Source organism: Streptomyces sp. NPDC001231 (genome assembly GCF_042896885.1).
GTDB lineage: Bacteria > Actinomycetota > Actinomycetes > Streptomycetales > Streptomycetaceae > Streptomyces.
Map to the genome: position 1 here is coordinate 54175 of NZ_JBIAXS010000004.1, position 14720 is coordinate 68894.

11 protein-coding genes are annotated in these 14720 nt (G+C 72.7%); 3 read left to right on the top strand and 8 right to left on the bottom strand.

Going from position 1 to position 14720, the window contains the following annotated elements:
* Positions 1-633: 633 nt before the first annotated feature.
* Positions 634-2814: a DEAD/DEAH box helicase gene (locus tag ACFY3J_RS06520; protein WP_390840418.1), complete on the bottom strand. Its 2181-nt coding sequence runs from the start codon at positions 2812-2814 to the stop codon at positions 634-636.
* A 256-nt stretch (positions 2815-3070) separates the two neighbouring features.
* Between ACFY3J_RS06520 and ACFY3J_RS06525 the strand changes: the two genes are divergently transcribed.
* Positions 3071-3472 carry a cupin domain-containing protein gene (locus ACFY3J_RS06525; protein ID WP_384171877.1) on the top strand — a complete coding sequence of 134 codons (402 nt, stop codon included), beginning with the start codon at positions 3071-3073 and terminating at the stop codon, positions 3470-3472.
* Positions 3473-3476: 4 nt separating this feature from the next.
* Here ACFY3J_RS06525 and purU read toward each other — a convergent pair whose 3' ends face one another.
* The 7 genes from purU to glyA are packed head-to-tail and all read right to left on the bottom strand — an operon-like array spanning position 3477 to position 12304.
* Positions 3477-4388: a formyltetrahydrofolate deformylase gene (gene purU / locus ACFY3J_RS06530; protein ID WP_384171880.1), complete on the bottom strand. Its 912-nt coding sequence runs from the start codon at positions 4386-4388 to the stop codon at positions 3477-3479.
* Between the two features lie 25 nt (positions 4389-4413).
* On the bottom strand, positions 4414-5790 hold the full coding sequence (locus ACFY3J_RS06535; RefSeq protein ID WP_390840419.1) for an L-serine ammonia-lyase: 1377 nt from the start codon (positions 5788-5790) through the stop codon (positions 4414-4416).
* Entirely contained in the window at positions 5790-6407 is a 618-nt protein-coding gene (locus ACFY3J_RS06540) for a sarcosine oxidase subunit gamma (RefSeq protein WP_384171886.1), read from the bottom strand. The genes ACFY3J_RS06535 and ACFY3J_RS06540 overlap by 1 nt, the downstream gene beginning before the upstream one ends.
* Positions 6400-9318, bottom strand: a complete 2919-nt coding sequence (locus ACFY3J_RS06545; RefSeq protein WP_390840420.1) for a sarcosine oxidase subunit alpha family protein — start codon at positions 9316-9318, stop codon at positions 6400-6402. The genes ACFY3J_RS06540 and ACFY3J_RS06545 overlap by 8 nt, the downstream gene beginning before the upstream one ends.
* Complete coding sequence (locus tag ACFY3J_RS06550) at positions 9315-9668, bottom strand: sarcosine oxidase subunit delta (protein WP_390840421.1); 354 nt, start codon at positions 9666-9668, stop codon at positions 9315-9317. The genes ACFY3J_RS06545 and ACFY3J_RS06550 overlap by 4 nt, the downstream gene beginning before the upstream one ends.
* A gap of 12 nt (positions 9669-9680) precedes the next feature.
* A complete protein-coding gene (locus ACFY3J_RS06555; RefSeq protein ID WP_384171895.1) occupies positions 9681-10901 on the bottom strand; it encodes a sarcosine oxidase subunit beta family protein in 1221 nt (406 codons plus the stop codon).
* A complete protein-coding gene (gene glyA, locus ACFY3J_RS06560; protein ID WP_384171898.1) occupies positions 10898-12304 on the bottom strand; it encodes a serine hydroxymethyltransferase in 1407 nt (468 codons plus the stop codon). Before glyA ends, ACFY3J_RS06555 begins: the two co-directional genes overlap by 4 nt.
* Before the next feature lie 100 nt (positions 12305-12404).
* On the opposite strand from glyA, the gene ACFY3J_RS06565 reads away from it, so the two are divergent.
* Together ACFY3J_RS06565 and ACFY3J_RS06570 are read left to right on the top strand one after the other, a co-directional pair.
* Entirely contained in the window at positions 12405-13076 is a 672-nt protein-coding gene (locus ACFY3J_RS06565) for a GntR family transcriptional regulator (RefSeq protein ID WP_384171901.1), read from the top strand.
* A gap of 173 nt (positions 13077-13249) precedes the next feature.
* The gene (locus ACFY3J_RS06570) at positions 13250-14620 is read left to right on the top strand and encodes an MFS transporter (protein WP_390840422.1); all 1371 of its coding nucleotides are present in this window, start codon (positions 13250-13252) and stop codon (positions 14618-14620) included.
* Positions 14621-14720: the final 100 nt, after the last annotated feature.

The following is a 14720-nucleotide window of genomic DNA, read 5'->3' on the forward strand; positions in this document are numbered from 1 at the left end:
GCCCGATTCGGCGCGGCGCCATGTCCGGCCCGGCCCGGTACAACGCCATGTCCGGCCCGGTTCGGCGAGATCCGGCTCGATGCCATGCCCGGCCCAGCTCGGCCCGGCGCGGCGCAGCGCCATGCCCGGCCCGATTCGGCGCGGCGCCATGTCCGGCCCGGCCCGGTACAACGCCATGTCCGGCCCGGTTCGGCGAGATCCGGCTCGATGCCATGCCCGGCCCGGCTCGGCCCGGTGCGGCGCAGCGCCATGCCCGGCCCGGTTCGGCGCGGTGTCCAGCCCAGCCCGGTTCGGCGCGGTCCGGCGCGGTTTCCAGCCCGGTCCGGCGCGGTGCCATGTCCGGCCGGGTGCCGGGCCGGCCCTGCCCGCGCCGGCCCGGCGCGGGCCTCTCCGGTGGCTCGGCGGCCGCTTGTGCGGTGGTGGAACGGTGGGGCCGGGCCCCGGCGGTCCGTGCCTCTCGTCGGTGGTGTCGGTGGCGAGAGACCCGCTCGGCCCGTACGGCCCGGGCCTTCCGGAGCGGATCGCGGCCGACCGCTCCACGAGGCCGACGTGGGCAAGGCGCAGGGCGCCTCCCGTCGGCACATCGACACATCGACGCGTCGACTCATCGATGCCGTCGTGCCGGCCCTCCGGTCAGCCCGTTCCGGCCTTCGCGTTCTCGGACAGGCGCCGCTGTTCCTCCTCGACGATGCGGCGGGCCAGGCCGGCGTCGGAGACGTCGACGGCGTCCGGCGTGGCGTCGGCCATGTCGCTGCGCCGGGCGAAGGCGTCGAACAGCCGTTCCTTGCGCGCCAGGATGCGCAGCAGCCGGTCGTCGACGCTGTCGGTGGCCAGCAGCCGGTGGACCCGGACGGCGCGGATCTGGCCCATGCGGTGGACCCGGGCCACGGCCTGGTGCTCCAGGGTCGGTTTGACCTGGGGTTCGCACAGGATCACCACGGAGGCGGCCTGGAGGTTGAGGCCGATGCCGCCCGCCTCGATCTGGGAGAGCAGCACGGCGTGGCCGGACGCCCCGGTGAAGTCGTCGACCAGCCGCTGCCGGCGGGCCGCCGGGACGCTTCCGGAGATCGGCCCGAACGCGCTGTCGCCCAGGCCCTCGCGGACGGCGTCGAGCACGTCCCGGAAGTAGGAGAACACCACTGCCTTCAGCCCGTTCGCGGCGGTCTCCGCGACGAGTTCCCGCAGCCGTCGCAGCTTCGCGGACGTCTCCGGATCCGCGTAGGCGGCCCGGCGCATCGCCATGAAGTTCCCCTCGGCGACCGCCTCGCGGTAGGCCGCCCGGTCGGCGGGGCCGAGTTCCACCCACTCGTCGGTGTGCACCAGCGCGGGCAGTTCGGTGAGCACGTCCTCCTGGTTGCGGCGCAGGTAGGCGGGGGCCACCGAGCGGCGGAAGGCGTGCGGTCCGGCGGCCGCGTCGGTGCCGCTGACCGCGGGCACCAGCTCGGGCCGGAGGTGGCGCAGCAGGGCGCGGAACTCCTCGACCCGGTTCTCCATCGGCGTACCGGTCAGGAACAGCACGCGCTCGCAACGCCCGGTCCACACGGCGACCGAGCGGGATCTGCGGGTGTCCGGGTTCTTGACGTAGTGGGCCTCGTCGACGACGAGCATGCCCGGCGGTGTGCCGTCGGGCGCGGGCAGGGTGTGCAGGACGTCGAAGGTGGTGACGGCGACCCCGCCGCGCTCGCGCCACTCGGCGTGGGCGTCCTGCCGGTCCGGGCCGTGCACGGCGAGGACGCGCAGGGTGCTGCGGGCGTGGATCTCACGGGTCCAGTTGATGAGGACGCTGGCCGGGCAGACCACCAGGAAGTGGCTGTGCCCCTCGGCCGCGAGGTGGGCCAGGGCCGCGACGGCCTGCACGGTCTTGCCCAGACCCATCTCGTCGCCGAGGACCACCCGCCGCTGGGCGAGTGCGAAACGGGCGCCGAACTCCTGGTAGCCGCGCAGGGCCACCCGGCGGTGGGTGTCGTCGAGCCGCTGGGCGTGGACCCGTTCGGCCACCTCCGACGGGACGAAGCCCTCGCTCGCGGCGGCGTCCGGGCGCTGTTCGGAGACCTCGGCGAGCAGGCTGTAGTACTCCGCGGGACGCAGTTCGAAGTCGACCCAGGCCTCGATGTCGGAGGCGGCCGGGCGCAGCAGGTCGGTGGAGGCCTGGGCGAGCAGCAGGCGTACGCCGGTGGCGGCCGCTTCGGCGAGCAGTGCGCCGAGTTCGGCGGCCGCGGTCAGGGCGCGTTCGCGGCGCTCGCGGCGGGCCAGCGCCAGCCGCAGCCGTCCGCCGGCCGGCCGGGCCGCGGGCAGCAGCTCGGTCAGCCGGGTGTCCAGCCGTTCGGCCGCGTCGAGGGCGCGGCGCAGTTCCGGGCCGGCCTCGACGAGCCGGTGCAGGGCGACCACCAGGGCGGTGGTGCGGGGCTCGGGGTGGTCGACGTCGATGCGGACGGTGACGGTGTCGGCCACGGCCCGCGCGATCTGCCGGGCGGCGGCCAGCGCCCGGTCGGCGGTCTGCTCGCCCACGCCGGGCACCTGCCGCAGTTCGTACCGGCTCGCCTCGTGCACCGCGCGTACCGTGCGCAGGCCCGCCGCCTCCACGGCGCCGAGGCGCAGCCGTCCCTCGGTGACGTCCCTGAGCCGTGCCACGGGGATGGACTCCAGCTCCAGGGCGACGAGTTCGGCCCGCAAGGACTCGAAGGCCGCGCGGACGGCGGCCACGGCGCCGGCCTGGTCCGTGCGGAGGTTCCGCGCCGCCTCGTGCAGCCGCGCGCCCTGCTCGCACACCTCGCGGACCCCGCGCCCGGCCCGCGGCGGAACCTCCCCCTCCACGTCACCCCCGTCTCTCCGTACCGCACGGGCCTCCCCGCCGTGCGGTGCGCGTCCATCGTGGCACGCGGCACCGGACACGGGCGGCCCGGCCCGGCGGCCCACCGGGGCGGGGACGGCGGCCGACGAGCGGCGGAGTGGGGTGCGTCACAGTGGCCGTGACGGCCGGTCCGCGCGGGCCCACCATGGTCGTCCCGCCGCGTCCCGCGGCTTCCGCACGACTGCGGGACGCAGAAGCAGAGGAAGGCAGGAGACTCGGATGCCACCACGGAAGTACCCCTCCGCGCCGCTGGAGCCGCGCCCCTCGGGCCTCATGGGTCGTGTCTTCGTCCCGGCCGACGACGGTCCCCGGACCTCTCCCGCGCTCATGGAATGGGAGCTGCGGGGCGAGTCGTGGACGGACGAGCATCCGCACGACGAGTTCAACTACGTCCTGGAGGGCCACCTGTACGTCGAGTGCGACGGAGTGACCGTCGAGGCGCGCGCCGGTGAGGTCGTCCAGGTGCCCACCGGTGCCACGGGCCGGTACTGGGCGCCGGAGTACGCGCGCCTGCTCGCCGTGTACGGCCCCAACCCCGAGGGTCTTCCGAGCCGGGTGCACGAGCACCGGCGGCTGACCGAGGACGAGTCGGCCAACTCTCCCGGCCGACAAGCCGGTTGAGCGCTCACTGGAGCACCACGGTGCGCCGGCCCTGGACCACCACCCGCCCCTCGCAGTGCCAACGCACCGCCTTGACCAGCGCGGCCGACTCCACGTCCCGGCCGACGGCGACGAGGTCCTCGGGGGTGTGGGTGTGGTCGACGCCGATGACCTCCTGGGCGATGATCGGCCCCTCGTCGAGGTCGGCCGTGACGTAGTGGGCGGTCGCGCCCACCACCTTGACGCCGTGCTCGTACGCCTGGTGGTAGGGCTTGGCGCCCTTGAAGCTCGGCAGGAAGGAATGGTGGATGTTGATCAGCCGGCCGGCGAGCCGCGCGCACAGACCGTCGGACAGCACCTGCATGTAGCGGGCGAGGACGACCAGTTCCACGCCGAGTTCGTCCACGATGCCGAGCAGCCGCTCTTCGGCGGCCCCCTTGGTGGCGGCGGTCACGGGGAGGTGGAAGTGGGGGATGCCGTACCACTGGGCGAGTGCCTCGTGGTCGCGGTGGTTGGAGACCACCGCGACCACGTCGATCGGCAGGTCGCCGGAACGGGCCCGGAAGAGCAGGTCGTTGAGGCAGTGGCCGTAGCGGGACACCATGATCAGGACGCGGCGTCTGGAGCCGGCCGGTTCCAGCCGCCAGCTCATGGCGAAGGGGGCTGCCACGGCGGCGAAGTCCCGGCGCAGGAGGCCGATTTCATCCGCGCCGCCAGTGGCGGAGGTGAACCGCACCCGCATGAAGAAGTGGCCGCCGCGGCGGTCGCCGAACTGCTGGTTGTCGACGATGTCGCAGCCGTGGTCCACCAGGTAACGGGTGACCGCGTGCACGATGCCGGGAGCCTCCGGGCAGTCGAGAGTGAGCACGTGCTCGACCGGAGGGGCCGGGCGAGCCGGTGCGGCCCGGGTGGCCGGGTTGGCCGGGGTGTCAGCCATGGCGACGGCAACTCCCTTCTGTACGTCAGCACTCGATGACGTTGACGGCGAGACCGCCGCGGGCGGTCTCCTTGTACTTGACCTTCATGTCGCGGCCGGTGTCCCGCATGGTCCTGATCGCCTGGTCCAGGCTGACCTTGTGGGTGCCGTCGCCGGCCAGGGCGAGCCGGGACGCGTTGATCGCCTTGACGCTCGCGACGGCGTTGCGCTCGATACAGGGGATCTGCACGAGACCTCCCACCGGGTCGCAGGTGAGGCCCAGGTTGTGCTCGATCCCGACCTCGGCCGCGTTCTCCACCTGGGCGGGGCTGCCGCCGAGCACTTCGCACAGTGCCCCCGCCGCCATGGCGCAGGCCGATCCGACCTCGCCCTGGCAGCCGACCTCGGCGCCGGAGATGGAGGCGTTCTCCTTGAACAGGATGCCGATGGCGGCGGCGGTCAGCAGGAAGCGGACGACGCCGTCCTGGTCGGCGCCGGGCACGAAGCGCACGTAGTAGTGCAGTACGGCGGGCACGATCCCGGCCGCCCCGTTGGTGGGCGCGGTCACGATCCGGCCGCCCGAGGCGTTCTCCTCGTTGACGGCGAGGGCGAACAGGTTCACCCAGTCCATGCCCCGCAGCGGGTCCGTGCTGTCCCCGCCGGCGGCGCTCAGCTCACGGAAGAGCCCCGGCGCGCGGCGCGGCACGCGCAGGCCGCCGGGCAGCACGCCCTCGCGCCGGCAACCGCGGTCCACGCACGCCCGCATCACCGCCCACAGATCGAGCAGTCCGGCACGCACCTCCGCCTCGGACCGCCAGGCCTGCTCGTTGGCGAGCATCACGTCGCTGATCGACAGGTTCTCCCGGGCGCAGGCGTCGAGCAGTTCGGCACCGGAGGAGAACGGGAAGCGCACCGGCGTGGTGTCGGCGACGACCCGGTCGGCGCCGGTGGCCTCCTCGTCGACGACGAAGCCGCCGCCCACGGAGTAGTAGGTGCGCGCGGCCAGTTCCCGGCCGTCCGCCGCGAGGGCCCGGAACACCATGCCGTTCGGGTGGGCGGGCAGGGACCTGCGGCGGTGCAGCACCAGGTCCCGGTCGCCGTCGAAGCGGATCCGGTGCTTGCCGCCGAGCAGCAGCGTGCCGCCGGCGCGTACCTCCGCGACCCGGTCCTCGGACCGGTCGGTGTCGACGGTGGCCGGGTCCTCGCCCTCCAGGCCGAGGACCACGGCCTGGTCGGAACCGTGGCCGCGGCCGGTGGCGCCGAGCGAACCGTACAGCTCCGCCCGGACGCCGGCGACGTCGTCCAGCAGCTCGTCCCGCTCCAGCAGCCGGACGAAACGCCGGGCCGCCCGCATCGGCCCCACCGTGTGCGAGGAGGAGGGGCCGATGCCGACCGAGTACAGGTCGAAGACGCTGAGGGCCATCACGGCACCTCGGCGCCCTGGAACTCGCTCATCGCGTCGATGAGCCAGCGGGTCAGGTAGTCGGCGAACGAGGACCGCGGGAGGAGCCGGTAGGCCGTCTCGCCGGTCTGCCAGAGCACCACCGGGACCGGTCCGACCTGCGTGGACACCGCCCGGTCCGGCCCGAAGGAGCGTGGGTGCAGGTCCAGGGCGCAGCCCTTCTCCAGGACCGCGCGGGCCGAAGGGCCGCTCAGCTCCAGCGTGGTCCGGTTCGCCGACACGTCGACGACCGAGCCCGGGGCCCCGGCGAGCGCGTCCAGCAGTTCGGCGACCAGCGCCGGCCCTTCGCTCTGCGACAGCACGAGCCATTCGTCGGGGCCGAGCCACAGCGTGGAGTGCGGGCCGGACCGCGCGGTCGCGCCGCAGTGGCCGGGCAGTGCGGCGCCGAGTGCCGAGCCCAGTCGGCCGGCCGCCTCGGAGGCGGGGTCGACGCGCAGGCTCACCATGGTGACGAAGGGCCACTCCTCCAGCGACACACCGCGCTCGCCCGTCACCGTGGCGGCGCGCATGCGGTCCCGGAGGTGCGTCAGGGGACCGCGGCGCAGCGCCGCGGGTCCCGCGTCGGTCGGCTCAGCCATCTCGCTTGGTCCCTTCGGGGTCGTAGAGCACGGGGTCGGCGACCAGGACGGGCACCAGGTCGTCTCCGACCGGGGCGAGCAGGGTCTCGCCGATCCGGTTGCGTCCGTCGGCGACGAGCGCGAGGGCGAAGGGCCTGCCGAGGGCCTGGCTGTGGTAGCTGGAGGTGACGTGTCCGAGCATCGGCACCGGCCCGTCCTGCGGGGTGACGGGGACGTCCGGCGCGACGATCTGGGAGCCCTCCGGCAGCCGGGTGCTGCCGTCGGCGGGCAGCAGCCCGACCAGGTGCTTGCGGTCGCCGCGGGCGGTGTCGGGGCGGCTGTAGGAGCGCTTGCCGATGAAGTCCTTCTGCTTGGAGACCGCCCAGGACATGCCCGCGTCGTGGGGGGTGACCGTCCCGTCGGTGTCCTGGCCGACGATGACGTAGCCCTTCTCGGCGCGCAGCACGTGCATGGTCTCGGTGCCGTACGGGGTGATGCCGTACGGCTGTCCGGCCGCGTGCACCTGCTCCCAGACGGCGAGGCCGTACCACGCGGAGACGTTGATCTCGTAGGCGAGTTCGCCGGAGAAGGAGATCCGGCAGATGCGGGCGGGGACGCCGGAGGCCAGGGTGGTCTCGCGGAACGTCATGAACGGGAACGCCTCGTTGGACAGGTCCAGATCGGGGGCGAGCCGGGCGACGACCTCGCGGGACCTGGGGCCGACGACGGCGATCGTGCTCCACTGCTCGGTCACCGAGGTGCAGTGCACGTCGAGTTCGGGCCACTCGGTCTGGAGCCACTCCTCCAGCCAGTCCAGTACGCCGGCGGCGCCGCCGGTCGTAGTGGTCATGAAGTAGCGGCCCTCGTCGAGGCGCAGGGTCACACCGTCGTCGAAGATCATGCCGTCGGGCTTGCACATCACGCCGTAGCGGGCGGAGCCGGGCTTGAGCTTCTTGAAGGCGTTGGTGTAGATCCGGTTGAGGAATTCACCCGCGTCGGCGCCCCGGATCTCGATCTTGCCGAGGGTGGAGGCGTCCATGAAGGCGACGCCCTCGCGGGCCGCGCGGCACTCCCGTGCCACCGCCGCGTCCATGTCCTCCCCCTCCCGGGGGTAGTACCACGGCCGCTTCCACTGCCCCACGTTCTCGAACTCCGCGCCGTGCGCGACGTGCCAGCCGTGGATCGCCGTCGTGCGCTCCGGGTCGAACAGGTCTCCGCGCTCACGTCCGGCGAGGGCGGCGAAGGCCACCGGGGTGTACGGCGCCCGGTAGGCGGTGGTGCCGATCTCGCCCGGGGAGGCGCCGTCCCCGAGGGCGGCGGCGATCACGCCGATCGCGTTGACGCCGGAGGTCTTGCCCTGGTCGTTGGCGGTGCCGAGCGAGGTGTAGCGCTTGACGTGCTCGACGCTGCGCATCCCGGAGCCGGTGGACCGCCAGACGTCGGCGACGGTGACATCGCGCTGGTGGTCGACGAAGTGGGTGTCCCAGGTACCGGGATCGCCGTCGGGGCCGCCGGGGCCATTGCCGGGTGCGGGCACCAGCCACAGTGCGCGCACCGGGGCGCGGTCGCGGGCGTCGCCGGCCGGCGGGGCGGGGACGGGCACCGGGAACCCCGCGTCGGTGGCGGCCTGCGCACCGGCGCGGGCCCCTTCGGCGAGCGCGCCGTCGAGGTCGTACGTCCCGCGGGCCGCACCCGCGATGTGCTGGTCGCGCACCGTGCCGTCGGGGACGAAGGCGGCCAGGTCCCCGTCCCAGCGCAGCTTCCCCTGACGCTGGCTGTGCAGGTGCACCACCGGGCTCCAGCCGCCCGAGACGGCGAGCAGGTCGCAGTCGAACGAGACGGGCTCGCCGGTGAGTTCGCCGCCGTCGTCGAGGGCCTGGACGGTGACCCCGGTGATCCGGCCCTCGCCCGCGGTGCCGGTCACCGCGCTGCCGGTCAGCACCTTGACGCCGGTCGCCACGGAGACCTCGGCCGCCCGCTGCGACAGTTGGGGCCGCGCGTCGACGACGGCGGCGATCGGGACGCCGGCCGCGTGCAGGTCGGCCACCGTGTCGTAGGCGCTGTCGTTGGTGGTGGTCACGACCGTGCGCGAGCCGGGGGCCACCGCGTAGCGGTTGACGTAGGTGCGCACGGCGGAGGCGAGCATCACGCCGGGGCGGTCGTTGCCGGCGAACACCAGCGGCCGCTCGTGGGCGCCGGTCGCCAGGATCACCTGGCGGGCCCGGATGTGCCAGAGCCGCTGGCGCGAGACGCCCGCGGAGGCGCCGGGGGCGTCGGCGCCGAGGTGGTCGGTGCGCCGTTGCAGGGCGAGGACGTAGTTGTCGTCGTAGGAGCCGAAGGCGGTGGTGCGGGGCAGCACGACGGCCTCGGGCGCGGTGTCGAGGGCCGCGCGCATGTCGGCGACCCAGTCGAGCGCGGCCTGCTCGCCGACCGTCCCGGTGCGTCCGGACAGCAGCGAACCGCCGGGCTCGGGCTGGTCGTCGACGAGGATCACACGGGCGCCGGAACCGGCGGCGGCGACGGCCGCCGCGAGTCCGGCCGGGCCCGCTCCGACGACCAGGACGTCGGTGTGCGCGTACTTCTTGTCGTAGACGGCGGGGTCGGGGCCGGGGTCGAGCCGGCCCATCCCGGACAGGGTGGTGGCGGACAGCCCGTCGTACAGCTCGACGGTCGTCGCGGGCAGCATGCTCTCCGAGTACGGGCCGTCGAGCTGGAGCAGGGCGTTGGGCTCCTCGACGCCTGCGGAGACGATGCCGCGCGGGCGGCCCCGGTAGAGGGACGCTCCGACCTCGGCGACACCACTGGCCAGCAGGGCGGAGGCGACGGTGTCGCCGGGGTGGCCGGTCAACTGCCGTCCGTCGACGGTGAACCGCAGCACGGTGCCGCGGTCGACGCGGCCGCCGTGCGGCAGACGGAATTCCTGGTCGGTCATCGGTTCCCTCCGGCCGGATGGGCGGACTGACGAAGGTCGCTCCGCCCGGGGAGCCCAGGAATCCCGGGGAACCCGGGGAGATCGGGGCGGGGCTCGTCGAGCCGGTAGACGGCGAGCACTTCGTAACTGACGGTGTCGCGTACGACGTTGAACCAGCGGCGGCAGCCCGTGGAGTGCACCCACCGCTCGGCGAAGGGGCCCTTGGGGTTGTCCCGGTAGAAGACGTATTCGGCCCACTGCTCGTCGGTGAGGTCCCCGGAGGTCTCGGGGAAGGGGATGTGGGCCTGGCCTCCGTAGTGGTACTCGGTCTCGTCCCGTGGACCGCACCAGGGGCAGTTCAGCAGCAGCACGGTGTCCTCCTCTCAGTGGGCCACGGCCGCGGCGCCGTGCTCGTCGATCAGGGCGCCCGTGGTGAAGCGCTCCAGGGCGAAGGGCTTGTTCAGGGGGTGCGGCTCACCGGTGGCGATGGTGTGGGCGAAGGTCCAGCCGGCGGCCGGGGTCGCCTTGAAACCTCCGGTGCCCCAGCCGCAGTTGACGTAGAGGTTCTCCACCGGAGTGGTGCCGATGATCGGGGAGGCGTCCGGGGTGACGTCGACGATGCCGCCCCAGGTGCGCAGCACGTGCGCGCGGGCGAAGACCGGGAACAGCTCCACGGCGGCGGCCATCTGATGCTCGATCACGTGGAACGATCCGCGCTGGCCGTAGCCGTTGTACGCGTCGACGCCCGCGCCCATCACCAGCTCGCCCTTGTGCGCCTGGGAGACGTAGACGTGCACGTGGTTCGACATCACGACGGTGGGGTGCACCGGCTCGTGCAGCTCGGAGACCAGTGCCTGGAGCGGGTGCGACTGCACCGGCAGCCGGAATCCGGCCCGCTCGGCCAGGACGCTGCTGTGCCCGGCGCCCGCGAGACCGACCCGGCCGGCCAGGATGCGGCCCCGGCTGGTCTCCACGCCGACGACCCGGTCGCCGTCCTTGACGAAGCCGGTGACCTCGCAGCCCTGGATGAGGTCGACGCCCATCTCGTCGGCGCGGCGGGCGAGTGCCCAGGCGACGTGGTCGTGCTTGGCGATGCCGGCGCGCGGCTGGTAGGTACCGCCGAGGACCGGGTAGCGGGTGGTGGGCGAGACGTTGAGGATCGGGCAGACCTTGGCGACCTCGTCCGTCTCCAGCCATTCGGCGTCGACTCCGTTGAGGCGGTTGGCGTTGACGCGGCGCACGCCCTCGCGGACGTCCTGGAGGGTGTGCGCGAGGTTGAGCACGCCGCGCTGGCTGAACAGGAAGTCGTAGTCCAGTTCCTCGGGCAGCCGCTCCCACAGCTTGAGGGCGTGCTCGTAGATGGCGGCGCTCTCGTCCCACAGGTAGTTGGACCGGATGATGGTGGTGTTGCGGGCCATGTTGCCGCCGGCCAGCCAGCCCTTCTCCAGTACGGCGACGTTGGTGATGCCGTGGTTCTTGGCGAGGTAGTAGGCGGTGGCCAGGCCGTGGCCTCCGGCGCCGACGATGACGACGTCGTAGGAGGAGCGCGGATCGGGGGTGCGCCAGAGCCAGTCGGGATGCTCCGGGAGCGGGGTGGCGGTCATCCGGCGGTTCCGTTCTGCTCGGCGGGTCCGGTCTGGTGGGCGGGTCCGGTCTGGTCGGCCGGTCCGGTCGGGTCGGCGTTCGCGGTCCGGCCGTCGGGGGCGGTCCGGTCGGCGTAGAGCGGGAACTTCTCGGCGAGCGCGGTGACCCGTCCGCGCAGCAGTCCGGCGCCCTCGTCGGTGAGGTCCTCCTCCTTCAGGGCGCGGGCGATGATGTCGGCGACCTCGCGGAACTCCTCCGCGCCGAAGCCCCGGGTGGCCAGCGCGGGGGTGCCGATGCGCAGGCCGGAGGAGACCATCGGCGGGCGCGGGTCGAAAGGCACCGCGTTGCGGTTGACGGTGATGCCGACGCGGTGGAGGCGGTCCTCGGCCTGCTGTCCGTCGAGCGCCGAGTCGCGCAGGTCGACCAGGACGAGGTGGACTTCCGTGCCGCCGGTGAGGACGGAGATCCCGGCCTCGGCGACGTCGTCGGCGAGCAGCCGGCCGGCGAGGATCCGGGCGCCCTCGAGGGTGCGCCGCTGACGCTCCTTGAACTCCTCGCTCGCGGCGACCTTGAAGGCGACCGCCTTCGCCGCGACGACGTGCTCCAGGGGGCCGCCCTGCTGGCCGGGGAAGACCGCCGAGTTGATCTTCCTGGCGAGTCCGGCCCGGCTGAGGATCACACCGCCGCGGGGACCTCCGAGGGTCTTGTGGGTGGTGGTCGTCACGACGTCCGCGTACGGCACGGGGCTGGGGTGCAGTCCGGCCGCGACCAGTCCCGCGAAGTGCGCCATGTCGACCATGAGGTACGCGCCGACCTCGTCGGCGATGCGTCGGAAGGCGGCGAAGTCCAGCCGGCGGGGGTAGGCCGACCAGCCGGCCACGATCAGCTTCGGCCGGTGCGCGCGGGCCAGTTCGGCCACCTCGTCCATGTCGACGCGCAGGTCTGACTCGCGGACGTGGTACGGCACGACGTTGTAGAGCTTGCCGGAGAAATTGATGCGCATGCCGTGGGTGAGGTGGCCGCCGTGCGCCAGGTCGAGCCCGAGGATCGTGTCCCCGGGGTCGAGCAGGGCGGACATCGCGGCGGCGTTGGCCTGGGCGCCCGAGTGCGGCTGGACGTTGGCCGCCTCCGCGCCGAAGAGGGCCTTGACCCGGTCGATCGCGAGCTGTTCGACGACGTCGACGTGCTCGCAGCCGCCGTAGTAGCGGCGGCCGGGGTAGCCCTCGGCGTACTTGTTCGTCAGGACCGAGCCCTGGGCCTGCATCACGGCCGCCGGCGCGAAGTTCTCCGACGCGATCATCTCGAGTGTCGACTGCTGGCGCCTGAGCTCCTCGGAGACGGCGACGGCGATCTCGGGGTCCAGCGCCGCCAGCGGGAGGGAGAGAAGGCCGCTTGCCTCCGTCGTCGACGGACTCGCTGCCATAGTGAGCACCACCTTAATATGCGACTGCTCCCACACTGATATATCAGTTGTGTCCGGTAACGTAGGACAAGCCGACGGAACGGGTCAAGGGGGTAGCGCGATGGATCAGACGGAGGCCTCGCCGGCGACCGCCGAGGAGACGCTCACCCTCGCCGAGCGCGCGTACCGCGACATCCGCGACCGGCTGATCATGCTGGAGATCCCGCCCGGCGCCCCGGTGAACGAGGATCTGCTCGCCCAGAGCGTCGGCTTCGGGCGCACCCCGGTGCGCGAAGCCCTCAAGCGGCTCCAGCACGAGCGGCTGATCGTGACCTACCCGCGGCGCGGGACCTTCGCCACCGAGGTCAACATCACCGACCTCGCCCACATCTCCGAGGTGCGGCGCCAGTTGGAGCCGATGGCGGCGGCGTGCGCGGCCGAGCGCGCCACGGCCGCCGACCGCGAGGCGTTGGGCGCGCTGCTGCGGCGGCTGGAGGGCGAGGACACCCCGGGGCAGGGCGCGGACGCCCTGATGCGCCTCGACCTGCGGGTGCACCGCGCCATCTACGCGGCGACCCACAACCCGTACCTCGAGGACACCCTCGTCCGCTACGACAACCTGGCCACCCGGATCTGGTGCCTGTTCGTGAACCGGCTGCCCGGCATGGCAGGGCACGTCGTCGAGCACGGACCGCTGCTGCGGGCCATCGTCGACGGCGACCCCGACAAGGCCTCGGAGCTCGCGCGAAGCCATGTCGTGGGCTTCGAGCGAGCGATCCGCGAAGCGATCTGAGCGCAACAACTTCCTCAGCCGCCGGCCTCAGGTCGGCGGCTTGTTGCGTTTGACGCAACAGAGATGCTCATAAGGAAAAACCATGAGTGCATCTCTTGCGCAAGCTCGGGACTCCACCTACGTTGTGCAACACCGTTGCTGGATATGCAACTCCATGTTGGGGAGTCCGTTCCATGAACGACCAGCCAAGCGCCCCGGTGCGGCCCCAGCCGCCCGATCCACCCCCGCCGCTCGCCCCCTCCGCCGACGACATGGCCGGCTCACCCACCGGCAGCCCCGCGGTACGCCGCCGCGTGGTGGCGGCCAGCTTCATCGGCAACTTCGTCGAGTGGTTCGACTACGCCGCCTACGGCTATCTGGCGGCGACCATCTCCACGGTCTTCTTTCCCGACACCGACCGCACGACGGCCCTGCTGGCGACCTTCAGCGTCTTCGCCGTCTCCTTCTTCGTCCGTCCCCTCGGCGGATTCGTCTGGGGGCACATCGGCGACAAGGTCGGCCGGCGCAGCGCGCTCTCGCTGTCCATCGTGATCATGTCGGTGGCGACCTTCTGCATCGCCCTGCTGCCCACGTATCACGCGGTCGGTCTGTTCGCGCCGCTGCTCCTCCTGGTGGTTCGGGTCGTCCAGGGGTTCTCCGCCTCCGGTGAGTACGCCGGCGCCTCCGCCTTCCTGGTCGAGTACGCCCCCGCCGGACGGCGCGGTCTGTACGCCTCCGTGGTCCCGGCCAGCACCGCCTCGGGTCTGCTGCTCGGCTCCCTGCTCGCGGCCCTGCTCACCGGAGTGCTCTCCGAGGGCCAAATGCACACCTGGGGCTGGCGCCTGCCCTTCCTGCTCGCCGCTCCGATGGGCCTGATCGGCCGCTACATCCGGATGCGGCTGGAGGACACCCCGGCGTTCCGCGCCCTGGAGGAGCAGGAGGACGTCGTGCGGACCCCGGCCAAGCAGATGCTGCGCGCCAACCGTCGCCCGCTGGTCCTCGCGATGGGCGCCACCGTGCTCAACGCGGTCGGCTTCTACATGCTGCTCAGCTACATGCCGACGTACCTGTCGGAGGAACTCCACTTCGGCACCACCGAGTCGTTCCTCGCCACCACCGTCTCGCTCACGGCGTACATCGCCTTCGTCTTCCTCACCGGCCTGGCCTCGGACCGGTTCGGCCGGAAGAAGATGCTGATCACGGCGTCCACCTTGTTCACGCTGTGCACCGTGCCGGCGTTCATGCTGCTGGACGGCGCCGGGCTGCTGACCGTCATCGCGATCCAGGTGCTGCTCGGCGGCATGCTCACCCTCAACGACGGGACGCTGCCGAGCTTCCTCGCCGAGCAGTTCCCGACCCGGGTCCGCTACAGCGGCTTCGCCATCAGCTTCAACCTGGCGAACGCCCTCTTCGGCGGCACCGCGGCGTTCGTCGCCACGCTGCTCATCTCCTGGACCGGCAGTGCCCTCTCCCCCGCCTGGTACCTCGTCGCCGCGGCACTGGTCTCGCTCTGGGCCGTCCTGGCCTCGAAGGAGACCTCACGCGAGCCGCTGCGCGAGCACTGAGGACCACCCACCCACCGGACCGCTCCTCTTCCCCGGTCGAAGGGGAGACGCCGAACCTATGAAGAACCGATGAAAGCCGACGAAAACCGACGCGAAGGAG